Origin of the sequence: Leisingera sp. ANG-M6, from assembly GCF_000813905.1 — a bacterium.
Taxonomy (GTDB): Bacteria; Pseudomonadota; Alphaproteobacteria; order Rhodobacterales; family Rhodobacteraceae; genus Leisingera.
This window is the reverse complement of record NZ_JWLG01000006.1, coordinates 129,907-148,031: the sequence shown is the minus strand read 5'-3', so window position 1 is coordinate 148,031 and position 18,125 is coordinate 129,907. Positions and strand designations below refer to the sequence as shown.

Genomic DNA, 18,125 nt, shown 5'->3' with positions numbered 1-18,125 from the left:
TTTCCCCGCCGGTGATCTTGGCGATTTCGCGGCCGGGGATATGGATGAAATTTCCCAGCTCGCCGGCTTCGATGGCGCTCTGCCTGAAAGCTGAGGCGCTGAAGGCAGCGGCCAGCCCCTTGTTTGGAACAGCCGAAAAATTGGGCGCCTGCGATGCCAGTTTTCCCCAGGTCATCAACGGCTTGCGGGATCAAGCGGGTTTGTGAACCTGGCTTAAACAGCGTGGCAGCGCCTTGTTTAGCGTCTCAGGATTCACTTCCTTTGCGCTGCTTGAACTGCTGCCTTCGATGCATGTCCAATCAGTTGCCCCGCCGGGCAGGCTGCAGCGCGTCTTGGAGCAGATCAGCTGCCCGCGCTCAGTTGCTTGCAAGTGATTCCAGCGCCGGACGCAGCCCATCCAGCTGATACCCCGCAGCCTGGGTTTTCTGCAGGATGTCGTCGGCAGCCATGTCGCAGGCCTGGCTCAGCGCCCAGACCACCGAACAGCGCGTGCCGGAGGCGCAATAGGCCAGCACAGGGCCTTCGCAGCCCTCGTACAGTTCCCTCTGCAGCGCAACATTATCCGGAGTCATGGTCTGATGGGTCAGCGGCAGCACCTCGAACCGCAGCCCTGCGGCCTCAGCGGCGGCACGGATCGCCTCGGCCTGGTGACTGGGCGGCACTTCCTCGTCCGGGCGGTTGCAGATCACCGTCTTGTAGCCGGCATCTGCAATGGCAGGCATGTCCTCGGCAGAGATCTGCGGCGAGACTGAATATCGGGGGGTGATTACGCGTGCATCCATGGCCTTAGTCTTTACGCGTTTGCAACCGCACGGTCCAGATGCCGGCTGAGCCTGGGCGCGGCCAACATGCCGCAGGCCATGGCTGCAAAGAACAGCATCCCCTGCCATCCGTTGTAGCTGAGCGAAGCCATGGCGGGGCCGGGGCAAAGGCCTGCCAGTCCCCAACCCGCTCCAAACAACACGGAGCCCAGCACCAGCCGCCTGTCCAGTTCGGTGTGCGGCGGGGCAGGGAAGCTGCCACCAGCCGCGGGCCGGCGCCCCTGTGTCAGCCGCCAGGCCAAGGCCATCGGCAGCAGCGCGCCGCTCATCACAAAGGCCAGCGTGGGGTCCCAGTTGCCGAAGATATCCAGCCAGCCCTGCACTTTGGCGGTGTCGGTCATCCCTGAGAGCATAAGCCCGGTGCCGAACAGCCCGCCAGCAAAGAGCGCCAGAAGAATACGCAGCATCAGATCACCCCCAGGATTTGGCGCAGAACCGCCAGTGTCAAAATGCCTGCCAGCATGAAAACAGCGGTTGCCGCGATTCCGCGCAGAGACAGACGGGAGATACCGCAAACCCCGTGGCCGGAGGTGCAGCCATTGGCAATGCGTGTCCCGATGCCCACTAGCAGCCCCGCGCCAATCAGCACGGCAGCATTGCTTGTGACGCGGGTATCCGGTGCATGTCCGGTAGAAAGTGCGATCAGAAACGGCACCAGCACGACGCCGCCGATGAAGGCGATACGCTCAGCTGCATTGGAGCGGCCGCTGCCATCCAGAAGCCCGCCCAGGATGCCGCTGGCGCCCATGATACGTCCGTTGCCCAGCAGGAACACCGCGCCGCCGAGGCCAATCAGCAGCCCGCCGCCCAGTCCCCAGATCCAATCCGCTTCCATCCGTTTGCTCCTGCTTGCCTGCCTAAATCTTGTTGACCGGGATCTTCAGGAACACGTCGCCATGTTCATCCGGCTCCGGCATCTGGCCTGCGCGCATGTTGACTTGCAGCGACGGCAGGATCAGGTGCGGCATGCCCAGCGTTGCGTCACGGGCGTCGCGCATCTCGACAAACTCCTCGATGCTGCGGCCGGCCCCGATATGCACGTTCAGCGCCTTCTGCTCGCCCACCGTGGTCTCCCAGGCATAGTCATCCCGCCCAGGGGCCTTGTAGTCGTGGCCGACAAACACGCGGGTGCTGTCCGGCAGGGCCAGGATCTTCTGGATCGAGTTGTAGAGATCGGCAGAGGACCCCCCAGGAAAATCGCAACGGGCCGTGCCAAAGTCCGGCATGAACAGCGTATCGCCGACAAAGGCCGCATCGCCGATCACATAGGTGAGGCAGGCCGGCGTGTGGCCTGGCGTATGCTGCACCTCGCCGCGCATTTGCCCGATCATAAAGCTGTCGCCCTCGCGGAACAGCTTGTCGAATTGGCTGCCATCGCGCTGGAATTCAGTGCCTTCGTTGAACACTTTGCCAAAAGTGTCCTGAATCACCGTGATCTGGTCGCCGATACCGATCTTGCCGCCAAGCTGATCCTGCAAATAGGGCGCCGCGGACAGGTGGTCGGCGTGGACATGGCTTTCCAGAATCCATTCGACGCGCAGGTTTTCGGATTTAATCCAGTCAATGACTGCGTCCGCTGATGCAGTACAGGTGCGCCCCGCCGCCTGGTCGTAATCCAGGACCGAATCAATGATCGCGCAGGCGGACCCTTCGGGTTCGCGCACCACGTAGGATACGGTATTGGTTGTTTCGTCGAAAAAGGCTTTGACGGCGGGGGTCATGAGGTGCTCTCCCTTGGGTTCGCAATTCATATAACAATTTAAGAATATGTTTCAAGCCTGCCAGCTGGCGGGATTGAAAGGCTGCTGAATCATCACTTCCATCTGATTTAAGTCAAGGCGCCGGAATGCTGCGCTGCGGTAGGCTTTCTGCGCTGCCGGGAGGCCGCAAAAACCACCAGAGGACCGGTAAATCTGCGTAAATAAGCGGCAGCACGCTCAAATGGCTCGGGTATTCATATGCCTGTTGTGAAATACCGGGATAACCTCATCATGACACAGGGAGGACTGCTATGACACGTGAAGATCTGCTCAGCACCGTCGAGAGCCTGGAGACCCGGATCCGCAAGGAAAGCGGTGCTGCTAGGCTGGCCATGCGGCCGGAATTCATCCGTCTGCTGGACTACATGCGCAAGACTGGTGCCGAGGTTCCCGGCCGCCTGCGCCGTCTGGAAGCGACCCTGTGCGAAGAAGCAGTTGAGGAGATGTTCGACAACGTGCCGGTTTGAACACAAGCCAGGTGCGGGCGGCAGAGGGCGTCAGCCCAGGAAGATGCCCACCATCACCAGCATCAGCCCCAGCACGGACAGAAGCAGCGCGCCCAGATTGTAGGGCAGCACCGATTGCACCACGGCGCGCAGCGCCTCGTCGTCCAGTTTCTGGCGCCGGGCTTGTGCGACCTTGATAATGCACCAGATCAGCCCCAGCAGGCCGGCAACAGATACGGCGGCTCCGGTCCAGACGATCAAATCGAACATTTGGGTGCTCCTGCAGTGGTCTTGATGCGACGCGGCTAGCCGATCCGCATTGCACGTGCAAGCGTTTCAGCCTTGAGCGCACGGGACCGTTGCCGGTTTTCGCCGCTCAGTGAGCCTCCGCGGCTTTCCCGTCTTGCGGCGCGGCGGGCAGGGCGCTATCCCCTTGCTCCGACAGCAACTGACAGCCTTTGCCGACGGAGCCGCAGATGGACATCACAGAAGACGAAAAGAGCGAAAACTACCGCGTGACCGCTGGCGAACTGCGCCAGTTCATTGAGCGGTTCGAGCGGCTCGACGAAGAGAAGAAAACCATTGCCGAGCAGCAGAAAGAGGTGATGGCCGAGGCCAAGGGCCGCGGCTATGACACCAAGGTGATGCGCAAGATCATCGCCCTGCGCAAGCGCGACGAGAACGACATCGCCGAAGAAGAGGCGGTGCTGGAAATGTATAAAGAAGCGCTCGGCATGTAAGCCGCGCTGCCACGTTGAAATGCCAAGCCGCGCAGGTCCCGGACCTGCGCGGCTTTTGTTTTTGCGGTGTTGGCTCTAAGAAATTTTAAGCTTGAAATAAATGCCGCGGCGGCGCTATGGTCGGCCCAGGCAATGATCAGCAAAGGAGTACCGCCATGCCGGCCATCAGCGTGCATCCCGAAGGGTGGAAGCCCGCAAAAGGCTATGCCAACGGAATGGTGGCGGAGGGTCGGCAGCTGTTCGTCGGCGGCCAGATCGGCTGGACCGCAGATCAGGTGTTCGAGGCGGAGGACTTCATCGGCCAGATGAGCCAGGCCCTGCGCAACATCCTTGAGGTGGTTGAAACCGCGGGCGGCACTGCCGGGGATATCACCCGGCTCACTTGGTATGTGACGGACAAGGCGGAGTACTTGGCCCACCAGTCGGAGGTCGGGAAAGCCTACCGCGCGGTGATGGGCTATCACTTCCCGGCTATGACCATGGTGGTGGTTTCCGCCCTGGTTGAAGATGAGGCCAAAGTGGAAATCGAAGCCACTGCAGTGCTGCCATCCTGAGATTTCGCGGGGTGCCGGAGCGATGCTTTCAAGGGTCTGAATGGCTGCCGTAAGGCCTGACCAAAGGCGCTTTTGAGGGGGGAACCGCAGTTTCGGCATGTCTGGGGGAGGCTCCAGGCGCAATTTGGCCGAATTACTTCCAGGCAAAAACACGCTTTTCCAATCTGTTGCAGGCCGTTCCTCCAGGGGCGGCAATTTTTTTGCCCGCGAAAAAATTTTACCAGTTGATAAAAAATCAGACTGTGGCACTCTGATAGCAAGAACAACAGAAAATCAGGGAGACACCCAATGGCGACCAGCCATCAGGCATCCGGCATTCAGGCAGCGCGGCTTGACGCTGCCGGCATTGCCGAGAATTTCTCGGACCTGCATCCAGCCTATGACGCGCATGAAGCAGCCGTGGCGGCGGACCGCTGCTATTTCTGCTATGACGCGCCCTGCATGACAGCCTGTCCGACCAGCATCGACATTCCCCAGTTCATCCGGGAGATCCAGGCTGGCCACCCTGAAAGCGCGGCCAAGACCATTCTGGAGCAGAACATCCTCGGCGGCATGTGCGCCCGGGTTTGCCCGACGGAAACCCTGTGTGAAGAGGTTTGCGTGCGCGAAACCGCCGAGGGCAAGCCGGTCGAGATTGGCCGCTTGCAGCGCTATGCCACCGACACGCTGATGGAGAAGGGCGCGCATCCGTTCACCCGCGCGGCTACCACCGGCAAGAAGATCGCCGTGGTTGGCGCCGGCCCCGCGGGCCTGGCTGCTGCCCACCGGCTGGCGATGCTGGGCCACGACGTGGTGGTTTACGATGCCAAGACCAAGGCGGGCGGGCTCAACGAGTTTGGCATCGCGGCCTATAAATCCACCAATGACTTCGCCGCGCGCGAGGTCGACTGGCTGCTGCAAATCGGCGGCATTACAATGGATTACGGCAAGAAGCTGGGCGAGGAACTGTCGCTGGACGGGCTGACCTCCGGCTATGACGCGGTTTTTCTGTCGATCGGTCTGGCCGGCGTAAACGCTCTGCGTTCGCCGGGCGAGGACAAGGACGGCGTGCGCGACGCGGTGGAGTTCATTGCGGAACTGCGCCAGGCCGAAGATCTGACCGCGCTGCCGGTGGGCCGCAATGTGGTGGTGATCGGCGGCGGCATGACCGCGGTAGACGCCGCGGTGCAGTCCAAGCTGCTGGGCGCCGAAAACGTCACCATCGCCTACCGCCGTGGCCGCGAGGACATGGGCGCCAGCCGCTTTGAACAGGATCTGGCAGCCTCCAAGGGTGTCAAGCTGATGTTCAACGTCATGCCCAAGGCGGTACTTGGCAATGGCGCAGCAGCTGAGATCGAATTGGAGTATACTGACGTCACCGACGGCAAGGTGTCCGGCACCGGCGAGACCGTGCGTTTGGCCGCGGATCAGGTGTTCAAGGCCATCGGCCAAACCTTGGAGGGCCAGCCGGATGCGCTGGAGCTTGAGGGGCGCAAGATCAAGGTCAGTGACACGGGCCGCACCTCGATGGCCGGTGTCTGGGCCGGGGGCGATTGCGCTTCTGGCGGCGAGGACCTCACCGTGACCGCCGTGGCCGAGGGCCGTGACGCTGCAATGGACATTCACTCCAGCCTGATGGGCTGAGCCAGCTCGGGAGCAGTTCCACTGCACCCAAGCTAGCCTTAAGAGGAGAGATCAAATGGCTGATCTGACAACAGAATTTCTGGGTATTAAATCCCCCAACCCGTTCTGGCTGGCCTCCGCGCCGCCGACCGACAAGGAATACAACGTCCGCCGCGCCTTCGAGGCCGGCTGGGGCGGCGTGGTCTGGAAAACGCTGGGTGCCGAAGGCCCGCCGGTGGTCAATGTGAACGGCCCGCGCTATGGCGCGATCTGGGGCGCCGACCGCCGTCTCTTGGGCCTCAACAATATCGAGCTGATCACCGACCGGCCGCTGCAGACCAACCTGGAGGAGATCACCCGGGTCAAGAAGGACTATCCGGACCGCGCCGTGATCGTCTCGATCATGGTGCCCTGCGAGGAGCAGGCCTGGAAAGACATTCTGCCGCAGGTGGAAGCCACCGGCGCTGACGGGATAGAGCTGAACTTCGGCTGCCCGCACGGCATGGCCGAGCGCGGCATGGGCTCCGCCGTGGGGCAGGTGCCGGAATACATCCAGATGGTCACCGAGTGGTGCAAGAAATACTACTCCAAGCCGGTGATCGTGAAGCTGACGCCGAATATCACTGACATCCGCAACCCGGCCCGAGCAGCAAATGCGGGCAATGCGGATGCGGTCAGCCTGATCAACACCATCAACTCCATCACTTCGGTGGACCTCGACAGCATGGCGCCGGAACCGACCATCGGCGGCAAGGGCACCCACGGCGGCTATTGCGGACCGGCGGTGAAGCCGATTGCGCTGAACATGGTCGCCGAAATCGCCCGCGACCCGCAGACCCACGGGTTGCCGATCTCTGCTATCGGCGGTGTCACCACCTGGCGCGACGCGGCTGAATTCATGGCACTGGGCGCGGGCAACGTGCAGGTCTGCACCGCCGCAATGACCTATGGCTTCAACGTGGTGAAGGAGATGATTTCCGGCCTGTCTACTTGGATGGACGAGAAGGGTTATACCTCCACCCAGGATTTCATCGGCATGGCGGTCCCGAATGTGACCGACTGGCAGTATCTGGACCTGAACTATGTAACCAAGGCGAAGATCAGCCAGGATGACTGCATCAAATGCGGCCGCTGCTATGCAGCGTGCGAGGACACTTCGCACCAAGCGATCGCGATGAGCGAGGACCGCGTGTTCACGGTGAAGGACGACGAATGCGTCGCCTGCAATCTCTGTGTGAACGTCTGCCCGGTCGAAAACTGCATCACAATGGTCGAGGTTCCCGCAGGCCAGATCGACGAGCGCACTGGTGAGGTGGTTTCAGGCGACTATGCGAACTGGACCACGCATCCGAATAATCCGTCGGCAACAGCTGCGGAATAACTGAAACGCGCCCAAGCGGGCGCGCGGTCTCCCCGTTGACTTTGTGCCCCGGCTTTTTGGCCGGGGCTTTTTTGTTGGATTTGGTTCCGGTGCAGGCAGCTAGGCTGGCCAGCGGAGTTGCTGCGGTCGGCTGCTTCAGCTTTTCGGCGTAAGCATACGACGGTACAGGGTTTCCAGGTACTGCGGCGCGGCGTCAAAAGGGTCTTCGTCCCCCATCAAGGTCCGTACCTGGGCGTCAAAATCCGCATAATGCTGGGTCAGCGACCAGATTGAAAACAACAGATGCTTGGGGTGTGCGCGGTTGATCCTGCCGGCATCCATCCATCCCTGCAGCAGCTGCGCCTTTTCCTCGACCAGCACATTAAGATCCGCCGCGATCACGTCATGCAGACGCGGCGCGCCCTGCACGATTTCATTAGCGTAAAGCCGGCTTTCACGGGGGAAATCGCGGCTCATCTGCAGCTTGCGCTGCACATAGGCGAGGATCTCCTCCAGTGGCTCCCCTTCCGGGTCCAGCGCCCTGAGAGGGTCCAGCCAGGTGTCCAGAAGCCCCGCCATCAGCTCATTGAAGATCGCTTCCTTGGAGGGAAAGTAATAAAGCAAGTTCGGCTTGCTGAGCCCTGCCGCCTTGGCGATCTGGTCCACGGTGGAGCCGCGGAAACCGTGGCTGGAAAAGACATCCAGCGCGGCCTCCAAGATAGCGGCGCGATTCTTTTTCTGAATGCGGGTGGGCGCGCGGTCTGCGGGCATGTCCGTCCTTGTCTGATTTTGCCGCAGCCGCCAGCGGAAGCGCGGAATTTCACCTATTTCCGGCAAAAGCACCGATTTTTTCAAGAGCCACGCGGCAATTTCTTGACTGGTGGTGAACCCGTGATAGCGTGAGTTTGACCAGTTGGTCAAATCAAAGACAGGGGCACAATCCTCAGCTTTGATGGGACCGGCACTCAAAGCCACCTAACACGGCGCCAAGCCGGAAAGCCTGCAAAGATGGGCGCACAGGGAAGGAAGCTCTTGATGACGTCGCTTGGACAGAATCTGAAAATTGACGGCGACAGGCTGTGGGACAGCCTGATGGAGATGGCCAAGATCGGCCCCGGCATTGCGGGCGGCAACAACCGCCAGACGCTGACCGATGAAGACGGCGAGGGCCGCGCGCTTTTCCAGAAATGGTGCGAGGCCGCGGGCTGTACGATGGGGCTCGATCAGATGGGCAACATGTTTGCGGTGCGCGCGGGCACCGACCCGGATGCGCTGCCGGTTTATGTTGGTTCGCATCTGGATACCCAGCCGACCGGCGGCAAATACGATGGCGTGCTGGGGGTGCTGGCGGGGCTGGAGCTGATCCGCTCGCTCAACGACATGAACATCAAGACCAAGCACCCGATTGTGGCCACCAACTTCACCAACGAGGAAGGCACCCGCTATGCGCCGGCCATGCTGTCATCGGGCGTGTTTGCCGGCGTGCACACCCAGGATTGGGCCTATGAGCGTGAGGACGCCGAGGGAAAGAAATTCGGCGATGAGCTGAAGCGCATCGGATGGCGCGGCGAGGAGGAGACCGGTGCCCGCAAGATGCACGCGTTCTTTGAGCTGCACATCGAGCAGGGCCCGATCCTGGAGGCGGAAGGCAAGGACATCGGCGTGGTGACCCACGGCCAGGGCCTCAGCTGGACGCAGGTGACGATCACCGGCAAGGACGCCCATACCGGTTCTACCCCGATGCCCATGCGCCGCAATGCTGGCCTGGCGATGGCGCGGGTACTGGAAGCGGTAGACGAGATCGCCTGGAGTCACGCGCCCCATGCCGTGGGGGCCGCGGGCCACATCGACGTCTACCCGAACTCGCGCAACGTGATCCCGGGCAAGGTGGTCTTCACCGTCGATTTCCGCAGCCCGGAACTGGACGTGATCACCGACATGGAAAACCGTCTGCGCGAAAAGGGCACCCAGATTGCCGAGACGATGGGAGTGGAAATCGAATTCGAAAAGGTAGGCGGCTTTGACCCCGTGGCCTTTGACGAGGGCTGTGTCAGCGCGGTGCGCAGTGCGGCAGACCGGCTGGGCTATTCCCATCTCAATATCATTTCTGGCGCGGGTCACGACGCCTGCTGGATCAACCGGGTGGCGCCGACCGCGATGGTGATGTGCCCCTGTGTCGATGGCCTTAGCCACAACGAGGCTGAGGAGATCAGCAAGGATTGGGCCGAGGCTGGCGCCAACGTGCTGTTCCACGCGGTGGTCGAGACAGCGGAGATCGTTGAGTAGGGGGCGCTGCCCCCGCGGCCTTTTGGGCCGCTCCCCCGGAGTACTTCGGGAAAGATGAAAAAGCTGCGAAAGACAGCAACGAGACAAATGGAGGCGTTAAAATGCGCCCCGATTCAGGGAGTTGTAACCATGAGTAAAGTCATCCGGAACGGCACCATCGTGACCGCCGATCTGACCTATAAGGCCGATGTTCTGATCGAGAACGGGGTGATCACCCAGATTGGCCCGAACCTGAAAGGCGATGAAGAACTGGACGCCTCCGGCTGTTATGTGATGCCGGGCGGGATCGACCCCCATACGCATTTGGAGATGCCCTTTATGGGCACCTACAGCTCGGATGATTTCGAGAGCGGCACCCGAGCCGGCCTGGCGGGCGGCACCACCATGGTTGTGGACTTTGCTCTGCCCAACCCGGGTGAGAGCCTGCTGGACGCTCTGAAGCGCTGGGACAATAAATCCACCCGCGCCAACTGCGATTATTCCTTCCATATGGCTGTCACCTGGTGGGGGGAGCAGGTCTTTGACGACATCAAGACCGTGATTCAAGAACGGGGCATCAACACCTTCAAGCACTTCATGGCCTACAAGGGCGCGCTGATGGTGAATGACGACGAGCTTTATGCGTCGTTCCAGCGGCTGGCGGAGCTGGGCGGCATCGCTATGGTGCATGCTGAAAACGGCGACGTGGTGGCAGAACTGTCCGCTAAGCTCTTGGCACAAGGCAATAATGGACCCGAGGCGCATGCCTATTCCCGGCCGCCGCAGGTGGAGGGTGAAGCGACCAACCGGGCCATTATGATCGCCGACATGGCGGGCGTACCGCTTTATGTTGTGCATACCTCCTGCGAGGACAGCCACGAGGCCATCCGCCGCGCCCGCATGCAGGGCAAGCGGGTCTGGGGCGAGCCGCTGATCCAGCATCTGACCCTGGATGAGAGCGAATACTTCAACAAGGATTGGGACCACGCCGCCCGCCGGGTGATGTCGCCCCCGTTCCGTAATAAACAGCATCAGGACAGCCTCTGGGCCGGTCTGCAGTCCGGCTCGTTGTCGGTGGTGGCGACGGACCATTGCGCCTTTACCACCGAACAGAAGCGCACGGGCGTTGGCGATTTCACCAAGATCCCGAATGGCACCGGCGGCCTGGAGGACCGGATGCCGATGCTGTGGACCTACGGTGTGGAAACCGGCCGTTTGACCCCGAACGAGTTTGTTGCGGTTACGTCAACAAACATCGCCAAGATCCTGAATTGTTATCCGAAAAAGGGGGCGGTTCTGGTGGGCGCCGATGCCGATCTGGTGGTTTGGGACCCGGAGAAGACCAAGACGATTTCGGCCGGCAGCCAGCAGTCCGCGATTGATTACAACGTGTTCGAGGGGCACGAGGTGAAGGGCCTGCCGCGCTTTACCCTGACCCGCGGCCATGTGGCGGTGCATGATGGCGAAATCCGCTGCCAGGAAGGCCATGGCAAGTTCGTTTCCCGGGAGCCCAACACCACGGTGAACAAGGCGCTGTCGACCTGGAAAGAGTTGACCGCGCCGCGCCCGGTGGAACGCACCGGCATCCCGGCAACAGGCGTGTAAATCAGGAGCGGGCTGCCGGTAACGGCGGCCCGTTTTCCTGTGTGAAATCAAGGCGAAGATATGAATATGGAACCGACCACCCAGGCAATCCGACCCGAGGCCGCCGCTTCCGCACCAGCCCCCGCGAACTGTGTGATCGAGGCCCGGAACCTGGACCTGACCTTCCAGACCAACGATGGCCCGGTGCACGCGCTGAAAGATGTGAGCCTGGAGATCAACAAGGGTGATTTTGTCTCTTTCATTGGCCCGTCGGGCTGCGGCAAGACCACCTTTCTGCGCTGTATCGCAGCGCTGGAAACTCCAACCGGCGGCAGTCTGTCCGTGAATGGCATGACCCCGGATGAGGCGCGTCGTAACCGGGCTTATGGCTATGTGTTTCAGGCGGCTGGGCTTTACCCCTGGCGCACCATCGCCAAGAACATCAAGCTGCCGCTGGAGATCATGGGATACTCCAAGGCGGAGCAGGAAAAACGCGTTAACCAAGTCCTGGAACTTGTTGAATTGTCAGGCTTCGGCGGTAAGTTTCCGTGGCAGCTGTCCGGCGGTATGCAGCAGCGCGCCTCCATCGCGCGGGCGCTCGCCTTTGATGCGGATATCCTGTTGATGGATGAACCTTTCGGGGCGCTGGACGAGATCGTGCGCGACCATTTGAACGAGCAGCTGTTGAAGCTGTGGGCACGGACCAACAAGACGATTGGCTTTGTCACCCACTCGATCCCCGAGGCGGTGTATCTGTCCACCAAGATCGTGGTGATGTCGCCGCGGCCGGGGCGGATCCATGACGTTATCGACAGCACATTGCCCAAGGAACGTCCGCTCGATATCCGCGACAGCCCGGAGTTCATCGAGATCGCCCACCGGGTGCGCGAGGGGCTGCGGGCGGGGCATGGCGATGACTGATTTTGCCAGCCGGACTCACCGGAATTGGGGGGTGACATCTGTGCACCCCCTGTACACCACCTGTGCACCGGGCGGCTGCCGATCAGGGAGGGCGGGGTCATGAAAAGCCTTGTTGCCGTCCTCACCGTGCTCGCCGCCATCATCGCCTTCTGGTATGCGGCCTGCGTGCCGATGAACATCAAGGGCGTGCTGGATCAGGCGGAGCGGGCAGGGGTCGAAGTCACCCCCGCCACCGCTAAGGAGCGCCGGGACAGGGGTGAGATCGGGCTGGTGGCGCAGAACACATTTGCCATCGGCGACACCTGGGTGCAGGAGCGCCCGCGGCTGCCGGCACCGCATCAGGTGGCGGTTGAGCTGTGGGAGACCACGGTGGAGAAGAAAATCACCTCCAAGCGCAGCCTGATCTATCACGCGCAGGTGACGCTGAGCGCCACGCTGCTGGGCTTTGCCATCGGTACCGGCCTTGGCATTCTGCTGGCGGTGGGCATCGTGCATTCCCGCGTCATGGATATGTCGGTGATGCCCTGGGCGATTGTCAGCCAGACCATCCCGATCATCGCGCTGGCGCCGATGATTATCGTGGTGCTCTATTCCATCGGGGTGCAGGGGATCATCCCCAAGGCGGTGATTTCAGCTTACCTGAGCTTCTTCCCGGTGGTTGTCGGCATGGTGAAGGGGCTTCGGGCGCCGGATGCGATGCAGCTGGATCTGCTGAAAACCTACAACGCCAACACGAACCAGGGGTTCTGGAAGCTTCGGCTGCCGTCCTCGATGCCATACTTGTTTGCCTCGCTGAAGATCGGCATTGCCGCCTCGCTGGTGGGGGCCATCGTGGGTGAGCTGCCGACCGGCGCGGTTGCGGGCCTTGGCGCGCGGCTGCTGGCGGGCAGCTATTACGGGCAGACCGTGCAGATCTGGTCGGCGCTGTTTGCGGCGGCAATTCTGGCGGCGGCGCTGGTGGCGCTTCTGGGCCTGATCGAGAAGGTTGTCTTGAACCGGATGGGGGTGCGGGCATGATACTGGTGATCCTTGCAATCCTTGTCTGGTGTCTGGGCTGGTGGCTGAACAGCCGGCTGGCAAACAGCCCGGCCTCGAAGACCCGGGCGGTGCAACTGCTGGTGCCTGCGATCTTTGGCATCACCGTGCTGGTGGTCTGGGAACTGCTGGTCAGGGGGCTGGCGGTGTCGCTGGTGATCCTGCCGGCGCCGACGGTTATTGCGGCGCGCTTTGCCTCCAGCCTGCCGATCCTGTGGGAGGACTTTGCCCAGACTATCCTGAAAGGCGCGCTTGGCGGCTATGTGATCGGCTGCGGCGCGGCGTTTCTGACCGCGATCCTGGTCGACCGCAGCGATTTCCTGCGCCGCGGGCTGCTGCCGGTCGGGAACTTCGTGGCGGCGCTGCCGATTGTCGGCACCGCGCCGATCCTGGTGATGTGGTTCGGCTTTGACTGGCACTCCAAGGCCGCGGTGGTCGTGGTTATGGTGTTCTTTCCGATGCTGGTGAACACCGTGGCGGGGCTGCGCGAGACCTCGGCCATGCAACGGGATCTGATGCAAACCTATGCGGCCACTTATTGGCAGGCGTTTTTCAAGCTGCGGCTGCCGGCGGCGCTGCCGTTTGTGTTCAACGGGCTCAAGATTTCCACCACGCTGGCGCTGATCGGCGCGATTGTGGCGGAGTTCTTTGGTTCGCCCACCGTCGGCATGGGGTTCCGCATTTCCACCAGCGTCGGCCAGCTGGCGCTGGACATGGTCTGGGCGGAGATCGTGGTGGCGGCGCTGGCGGGGTCTGCCTTCTACGGGCTGGTGGCGCTGATCGAGAAGAGCTTTACCTTCTGGCACCCATCACAGCGGGGCTGAAAGTTGAACCGTCCCGCCGGCTGCGGGGCGGTTTTTGCGGAAATCTTGCGCGGGGTGCCGTCAAAGGCCGGCCTCATAAAGAAAAAACTTTGAACGAATGGTCAAACCCGGGCAAGCTTCACATCATAATCAATAGGGAGAACGAGACATGAAACATCTGATGACGGCGGCAGCGCTGATGATGGGGGCCGCGGGGGCGGCGCAGGCGGCGGATGACGTGACGCTGCAGCTGAAGTGGGTGACCCAGGCGCAGTTCGCGGGCTATTATGTGGCGCTGGACAAGGGGTTCTATGAGGAAGAGGACCTGAATGTCACCATCCTGCCGGGCGGCCCGGATATCGCGCCGACCCAGGTGATTGCCGGCGGCGGCGCCGATGTGACGGTGGAATGGATGCCTGCCGCTCTGGCCGCTCGGGAAAAGGGCCTGCCGCTTGTCAATATCGCCCAGCCGTTCAAATCCTCCGGCATGATGCTGACTTGCTGGAAAGACACCGGCATTGCTGAACCCGCCGATTTGGCCAACCGCACCCTGGGTGTCTGGTTCTTCGGCAATGAGTTCCCTTTCATGAGCTGGATGAGCCAGCTGGGCATCTCCACCGAGGGTAAGAGCGAAAACGGTGTGGAAGTTCTTAAGCAAGGTTTCAACGTCGATCCGCTACTGCAGCGTCAGGCGGACTGTATCTCGACCATGACCTATAATGAATACTGGCAGGTCATTGACGCAGGGGTGTCGCCGGATGAGCTGATTACCTTCAAGTATGAGGACCAGGGCGTGGCGACGCTGGAAGATGGTCTGTATGTGCTGGAGGAGAACCTGAGCGATGAGGCCTTTGCCGGCAAGATGGAGCGGTTTGTGCGCGCGTCGATGAAGGGCTGGAAATACGCCGAGGAAAACCCGGACGAAGCGGCGGAGATCGTGCTGGACAATGACGCCTCGGGTGCCCAGACCGAGACCCACCAGAAGCGTATGATGGGTGAGATTGCCAAGCTGACTGCGGGCAGCAATGGCGCGCTGGACGAAGCGGACTACCAGCGCACCGTGTCGACCCTGATGGGCGGCGGCTCTGATCCGGTGATCACCAAGGAGCCGGAAGGCGCCTGGACCCATGCCATCACTGATGCGGCGCTGAAGTAAGGCTTCGGACCAGCAACAAGCCTTGCAGCCCCGCCGGATCCTGTCCGGCGGGGTTTTGCGTGAAATGTCCGAGGATTGGTTAAAATTGCAACAAAATTCCGGTCTGAAGGAAAAACATCCGCAGGTTGTTTATATTTGTGTTAACCTTCCCTTATGGGAGAGGTGTGCGGACATATCTCTGAACGGCATGAACCTGCTGGCAATGGGCCGCAGCATTTATGCCTTTGCTCTCAGGCGGAAGTTGCCGAATGCCGGTCAAGGTATGCGGTCAAAGGACGGTCCGCCCTGCTGGATGTGGGGAGCCGAAGCAGCGCCTTGCCGCTGATGCCGCTGTGCCAGGCTGCCCATGGCCGCAAGCTGGCTACCGGCCGGGCACAGATCCTGGTGCTGTATGAGTTGGAGCCGGCGGGGCTGGAAGAGGCCAGCGTAGGGCACAGCGATGTAGTGCCGGTCGCGGTGTGCCGCCTTGAAAAGATCACCCATGCTGATCTGCTGCATGCGCTGGCCTGCGGGTTCGACGTTGTCTACCTGCAGGCGTGCAAAGCGCCGCAGGGGCGTGAGCCGCAGAGGCTGGAAGTGGACCTGGTGCGCGCGCTGGGGGGATTGGGCCGGATTGTGCTGTTCAACGGCGCCGCTGCCGTGGACCGGCGTCTGGCGGCACGGCTGCTGCCGTTTCCCTCAGTTGAGCCCGAGGTGCTGGCGGTGGGCAGCCGCAGGGACACCGCGCGGGCCAGCGCCGCCGCGCTGCTGCCGGCCAGCACCGGTCATGCGGCGCTGCCGGAGCAGGCACCCTATGGCACTGTCTGCCTGCAGGAGGACCTGTGCAATAATTGCAACAGCTGCGTCTGGGTCTGCCCCTCTGATGCGCTGAGCCTGACTGAAAACGCCGGAGCACTGAATTTTGTGGAATCGCTGTGCACCCAATGCGGGCTGTGTGTCTCGATTTGCCCGCAGCGGGCGCTGAGCATGACACCGGGTATGGATCTGACCGCCTATGCGGTGCTGCCGCATTTGCTGACGGAGGCGGAGGGGAAGGCCGCTGGAGCATCCACCCCTGTAGCCCGCCATGAAGCCGGGACGGATCTGCCTGTTGCGGAGCTGCCGGTTATCCCTGTTCCAGAAACCCGCCATACAGACCGCGCTTGAAGATCAGCCCCTTGCCCGGGCGGGTGGTGACGCGGGCCACTTCACCGATGACAATGGTGTGGTCGCCTGCCGGATGGGCGGCATAGCGGCGGCAGTCGAAACGGGCGATCACCCCCTCCAGCGCCGGCGCGCCCAGATCGTTGGGCTGCCAGGCTGCGGCGCTGAAATCCTCGCCGAAAGCGGCGAAATGCTTGGCCAGCGGCAGCTGGTCCTCTGCCATCACGTGAATCGCAAAGTTCTCAGCCGCGACAAAGGCATCGTGGCGCAAGGAGGCCTTGGCCGGGCACCATAGCATCAGCGGCGGCTCCAGCGAGACTGAAGTGAAGCTGTTGACGGTAATGGCCAGCGGGCCGCGGGGCGTCTGGGTGGTGACAACCGTCACCCCGGTGCCAAAGCAGCCGAGCGCATCGCGGTAGGCCCGGGCGGTTTCCGGCCCGGGAATAAAGCTGGTGTCGGCCATCTCGCGCGCCTTTTGTTCGTTCCGGGCAGTGACCTGCCACGCATGGCCCGGATTGTCTACCTAGTTCAAGTCCTCAATGAGGCGGCCGTGTTTGCGGGTCTCCTCCAAAATGGCGCCAAAGGTCATGAGCCCGCGCGCCTCCAGCATCGGCAGCATCTTGCAGAAGACCTCAGCTGTGGCGCGGGCGTCCCCCATGGCGGTGTGGCGCAGGGCAGATGGGATGGTGACATCAAGCCGGTCGCACAAGGCGTCGAGCGTGTGGTTCTGGGAGGCACCGAACAGGACCGCGCTCAGCAGCACCGTGTCCAGCACCGGCTGGTCCCATGTGACACCGGTGCGTTTGGCATGGCGGTGCAGGAAGGCCATGTCGAAGGGGGCATTGTGGGCCACGATCACCGCATCGGAGGCAAACCGGTGGAAATGGCGCGCGGCGCTGGCGATGCCGGGCCGCCCCCGAACCATGGTATCGGTGATGCCATGCACCTTGGTTGAGGAGGCCGGAATGGGGCAGCCCGGGTTCACCAGGGTTTCAAAGGCTTCGCTTTCGATGATCCGCCCGCGCACCACCCGCAGGGCGCCGATCTGCACGATCTCATCCTTGTGGGGCAAGAGGCCGGTGGTCTCGGTGTCGAACACCACATAGCTCAGGTTGCTGAGCTTGCGCCCGTTCAATTCCGCATGCTCGCTCTCCAGCAGACCAAAGTCATAAACCAGCGGGCGGGAGTCTTCTGGCGCAAGGCCCGCATGGGCGCCCTCAAACAGGATGATATAGCCCGGCGCGCCGCCCAGCGGTTTCAGGCGCAGGTCGAACACCTGAGCGCCGCTGGCGCTTTTGACTTCTGCCTGAACCTCCATGCCGCTGCGCACCAGCCGGCCATAGGCCGCCTCCAGCCCGGTGAGGTCCAGGTAATCGGACAGCGGTGCATTCAGGCGCGGCGGTGCCTCCTCCGCCAGCACCGCCGCGGCCTGGCCGTCGTAGAGCACGATCTGATGGGCGGGGCTGGCCATCACGGTGGCGATGGGAATGTCGGTCAGGAGCGCGGCCAGCCGGGTTTTCTCGGCTTCCAGATGCTCCGTTTCTCGGGCGATGGCCTCAGCGGCGTTCATGGCAGAGGCGCCGAGCTGGCCCGCCAGCCCCTGGGCCGCTGCGGCAAGATCGCCCAGGTAGCGGGCGCCGTGGGTATCCAGCTCTTTGCTAACGCCCGCATGGGCGCGGGCGCGCATACCCGCAGCCAGGCGTTCGATCGGCTTGGCGACGTTTTCATCGAACAGCAGCCAGACCCCAGCGCAGAGGCCGAGAATGGCAAAGGTGCTGAGCAGGCCGGAGAAAATGAAGGCATCTGACAGCTCTGGCTGCTCTGCCCGGCTGTAGCCGGCCCAAAGCGCGCCTGCGGTGACGGCGATGCCGCCAAATGCCAGCAGGCAGAAGAACAGGAAAATCCGCAGCCGCAGTGACAGGCGTCTGTGCATGG

General features: G+C 62.1%; 20 protein-coding genes. 12 read left to right on the top strand and 8 right to left on the bottom strand.

Going from position 1 to position 18,125, the window contains the following annotated elements:
* Positions 1-356: 356 nt before the first annotated feature.
* From RA24_RS04340 to RA24_RS04325, 4 genes are read right to left on the bottom strand one after another with little or no spacing between them, the layout of a single operon-like run.
* A complete protein-coding gene (locus RA24_RS04340) occupies positions 357-782 on the bottom strand; it encodes a TIGR01244 family sulfur transferase (RefSeq protein ID WP_019295856.1) in 426 nt (141 codons plus the stop codon).
* A gap of 11 nt (positions 783-793) precedes the next feature.
* Positions 794-1,228: a DUF6691 family protein gene (locus RA24_RS04335; protein WP_193747107.1), complete on the bottom strand. Its 435-nt coding sequence runs from the start codon at positions 1,226-1,228 to the stop codon at positions 794-796.
* On the bottom strand, positions 1,228-1,656 hold the full coding sequence (locus RA24_RS04330; RefSeq protein ID WP_019295858.1) for a YeeE/YedE family protein: 429 nt from the start codon (positions 1,654-1,656) through the stop codon (positions 1,228-1,230). The genes RA24_RS04335 and RA24_RS04330 overlap by 1 nt, the downstream gene beginning before the upstream one ends.
* Before the next feature lie 22 nt (positions 1,657-1,678).
* Positions 1,679-2,542 carry an MBL fold metallo-hydrolase gene (locus RA24_RS04325; protein ID WP_039190082.1) on the bottom strand — a complete coding sequence of 288 codons (864 nt, stop codon included), beginning with the start codon at positions 2,540-2,542 and terminating at the stop codon, positions 1,679-1,681.
* A 290-nt stretch (positions 2,543-2,832) separates the two neighbouring features.
* Here RA24_RS04325 and RA24_RS04320 point away from each other — a divergent pair, with 290 nt between their 5' ends.
* Positions 2,833-3,048, top strand: a complete 216-nt coding sequence (locus RA24_RS04320; RefSeq protein ID WP_019295860.1) for a hypothetical protein — start codon at positions 2,833-2,835, stop codon at positions 3,046-3,048.
* Between the two features lie 30 nt (positions 3,049-3,078).
* Here RA24_RS04320 and RA24_RS04315 read toward each other — a convergent pair whose 3' ends face one another.
* Positions 3,079-3,297 (bottom strand): hypothetical protein, encoded by a 219-nt coding sequence (locus tag RA24_RS04315; RefSeq protein ID WP_019295861.1) that lies wholly within the window; start codon positions 3,295-3,297, stop codon positions 3,079-3,081.
* Between the two features lie 206 nt (positions 3,298-3,503).
* On the opposite strand from RA24_RS04315, the gene RA24_RS04310 reads away from it, so the two are divergent.
* The 4 genes from RA24_RS04310 (at position 3,504) to preA (ending at position 7,304) form a co-directional block, all read left to right on the top strand.
* Positions 3,504-3,767: a DUF2312 domain-containing protein gene (locus RA24_RS04310; RefSeq protein WP_008553759.1), complete on the top strand. Its 264-nt coding sequence runs from the start codon at positions 3,504-3,506 to the stop codon at positions 3,765-3,767.
* Between the two features lie 155 nt (positions 3,768-3,922).
* Complete coding sequence (locus tag RA24_RS04305) at positions 3,923-4,321, top strand: RidA family protein (RefSeq protein ID WP_039151871.1); 399 nt, start codon at positions 3,923-3,925, stop codon at positions 4,319-4,321.
* 288 nt (positions 4,322-4,609) lie between these two features.
* Positions 4,610-5,944 carry an NAD(P)-dependent oxidoreductase gene (locus tag RA24_RS04300; RefSeq protein WP_039151826.1) on the top strand — a complete coding sequence of 445 codons (1,335 nt, stop codon included), beginning with the start codon at positions 4,610-4,612 and terminating at the stop codon, positions 5,942-5,944.
* Between the two features lie 55 nt (positions 5,945-5,999).
* Positions 6,000-7,304 carry an NAD-dependent dihydropyrimidine dehydrogenase subunit PreA gene (gene preA, locus RA24_RS04295; protein WP_019295864.1) on the top strand — a complete coding sequence of 435 codons (1,305 nt, stop codon included), beginning with the start codon at positions 6,000-6,002 and terminating at the stop codon, positions 7,302-7,304.
* A 135-nt stretch (positions 7,305-7,439) separates the two neighbouring features.
* Here the strand turns inward: preA and RA24_RS04290 are convergent, their stop codons facing one another.
* Complete coding sequence (locus RA24_RS04290) at positions 7,440-8,054, bottom strand: TetR family transcriptional regulator C-terminal domain-containing protein (protein WP_029204781.1); 615 nt, start codon at positions 8,052-8,054, stop codon at positions 7,440-7,442.
* Positions 8,055-8,318: 264 nt separating this feature from the next.
* Here RA24_RS04290 and RA24_RS04285 point away from each other — a divergent pair, with 264 nt between their 5' ends.
* From RA24_RS04285 to RA24_RS04255, 7 genes are all read left to right on the top strand, one after another.
* Positions 8,319-9,569 carry a Zn-dependent hydrolase gene (locus RA24_RS04285; RefSeq protein ID WP_039190081.1) on the top strand — a complete coding sequence of 417 codons (1,251 nt, stop codon included), beginning with the start codon at positions 8,319-8,321 and terminating at the stop codon, positions 9,567-9,569.
* A gap of 129 nt (positions 9,570-9,698) precedes the next feature.
* On the top strand, positions 9,699-11,153 hold the full coding sequence (gene hydA / locus RA24_RS04280) for a dihydropyrimidinase (RefSeq protein WP_039190078.1): 1,455 nt from the start codon (positions 9,699-9,701) through the stop codon (positions 11,151-11,153).
* Between the two features lie 60 nt (positions 11,154-11,213).
* Positions 11,214-12,053, top strand: a complete 840-nt coding sequence (locus RA24_RS04275) for an ABC transporter ATP-binding protein (RefSeq protein ID WP_019295868.1) — start codon at positions 11,214-11,216, stop codon at positions 12,051-12,053.
* A gap of 99 nt (positions 12,054-12,152) precedes the next feature.
* Entirely contained in the window at positions 12,153-13,070 is a 918-nt protein-coding gene (locus tag RA24_RS04270) for an ABC transporter permease (protein WP_039151869.1), read from the top strand.
* Positions 13,067-13,912, top strand: coding sequence for an ABC transporter permease (locus RA24_RS04265; protein WP_039169824.1), 846 nt, complete (start codon positions 13,067-13,069; stop codon positions 13,910-13,912). Before RA24_RS04270 ends, RA24_RS04265 begins: the two co-directional genes overlap by 4 nt.
* Positions 13,913-14,060: 148 nt before the next feature.
* Positions 14,061-15,047: an ABC transporter substrate-binding protein gene (locus RA24_RS04260; RefSeq protein ID WP_019295871.1), complete on the top strand. Its 987-nt coding sequence runs from the start codon at positions 14,061-14,063 to the stop codon at positions 15,045-15,047.
* 324 nt (positions 15,048-15,371) lie between these two features.
* Complete coding sequence (locus tag RA24_RS04255; RefSeq protein WP_241480898.1) at positions 15,372-16,193, top strand: 4Fe-4S binding protein; 822 nt, start codon at positions 15,372-15,374, stop codon at positions 16,191-16,193.
* Here RA24_RS04255 and RA24_RS04250 read toward each other — a convergent pair.
* Both RA24_RS04250 and RA24_RS04245 read right to left on the bottom strand, forming a co-directional pair.
* Complete coding sequence (locus RA24_RS04250) at positions 16,153-16,653, bottom strand: flavin reductase family protein (RefSeq protein WP_019295873.1); 501 nt, start codon at positions 16,651-16,653, stop codon at positions 16,153-16,155. The two genes, RA24_RS04255 and RA24_RS04250, sit on opposite strands and share 41 nt — an antisense overlap.
* Before the next feature lie 60 nt (positions 16,654-16,713).
* A complete protein-coding gene (locus tag RA24_RS04245) occupies positions 16,714-18,123 on the bottom strand; it encodes a 3'-5' exonuclease (RefSeq protein ID WP_019295874.1) in 1,410 nt (469 codons plus the stop codon).
* Between the last annotated feature and the right edge of the window lie 2 nt (positions 18,124-18,125).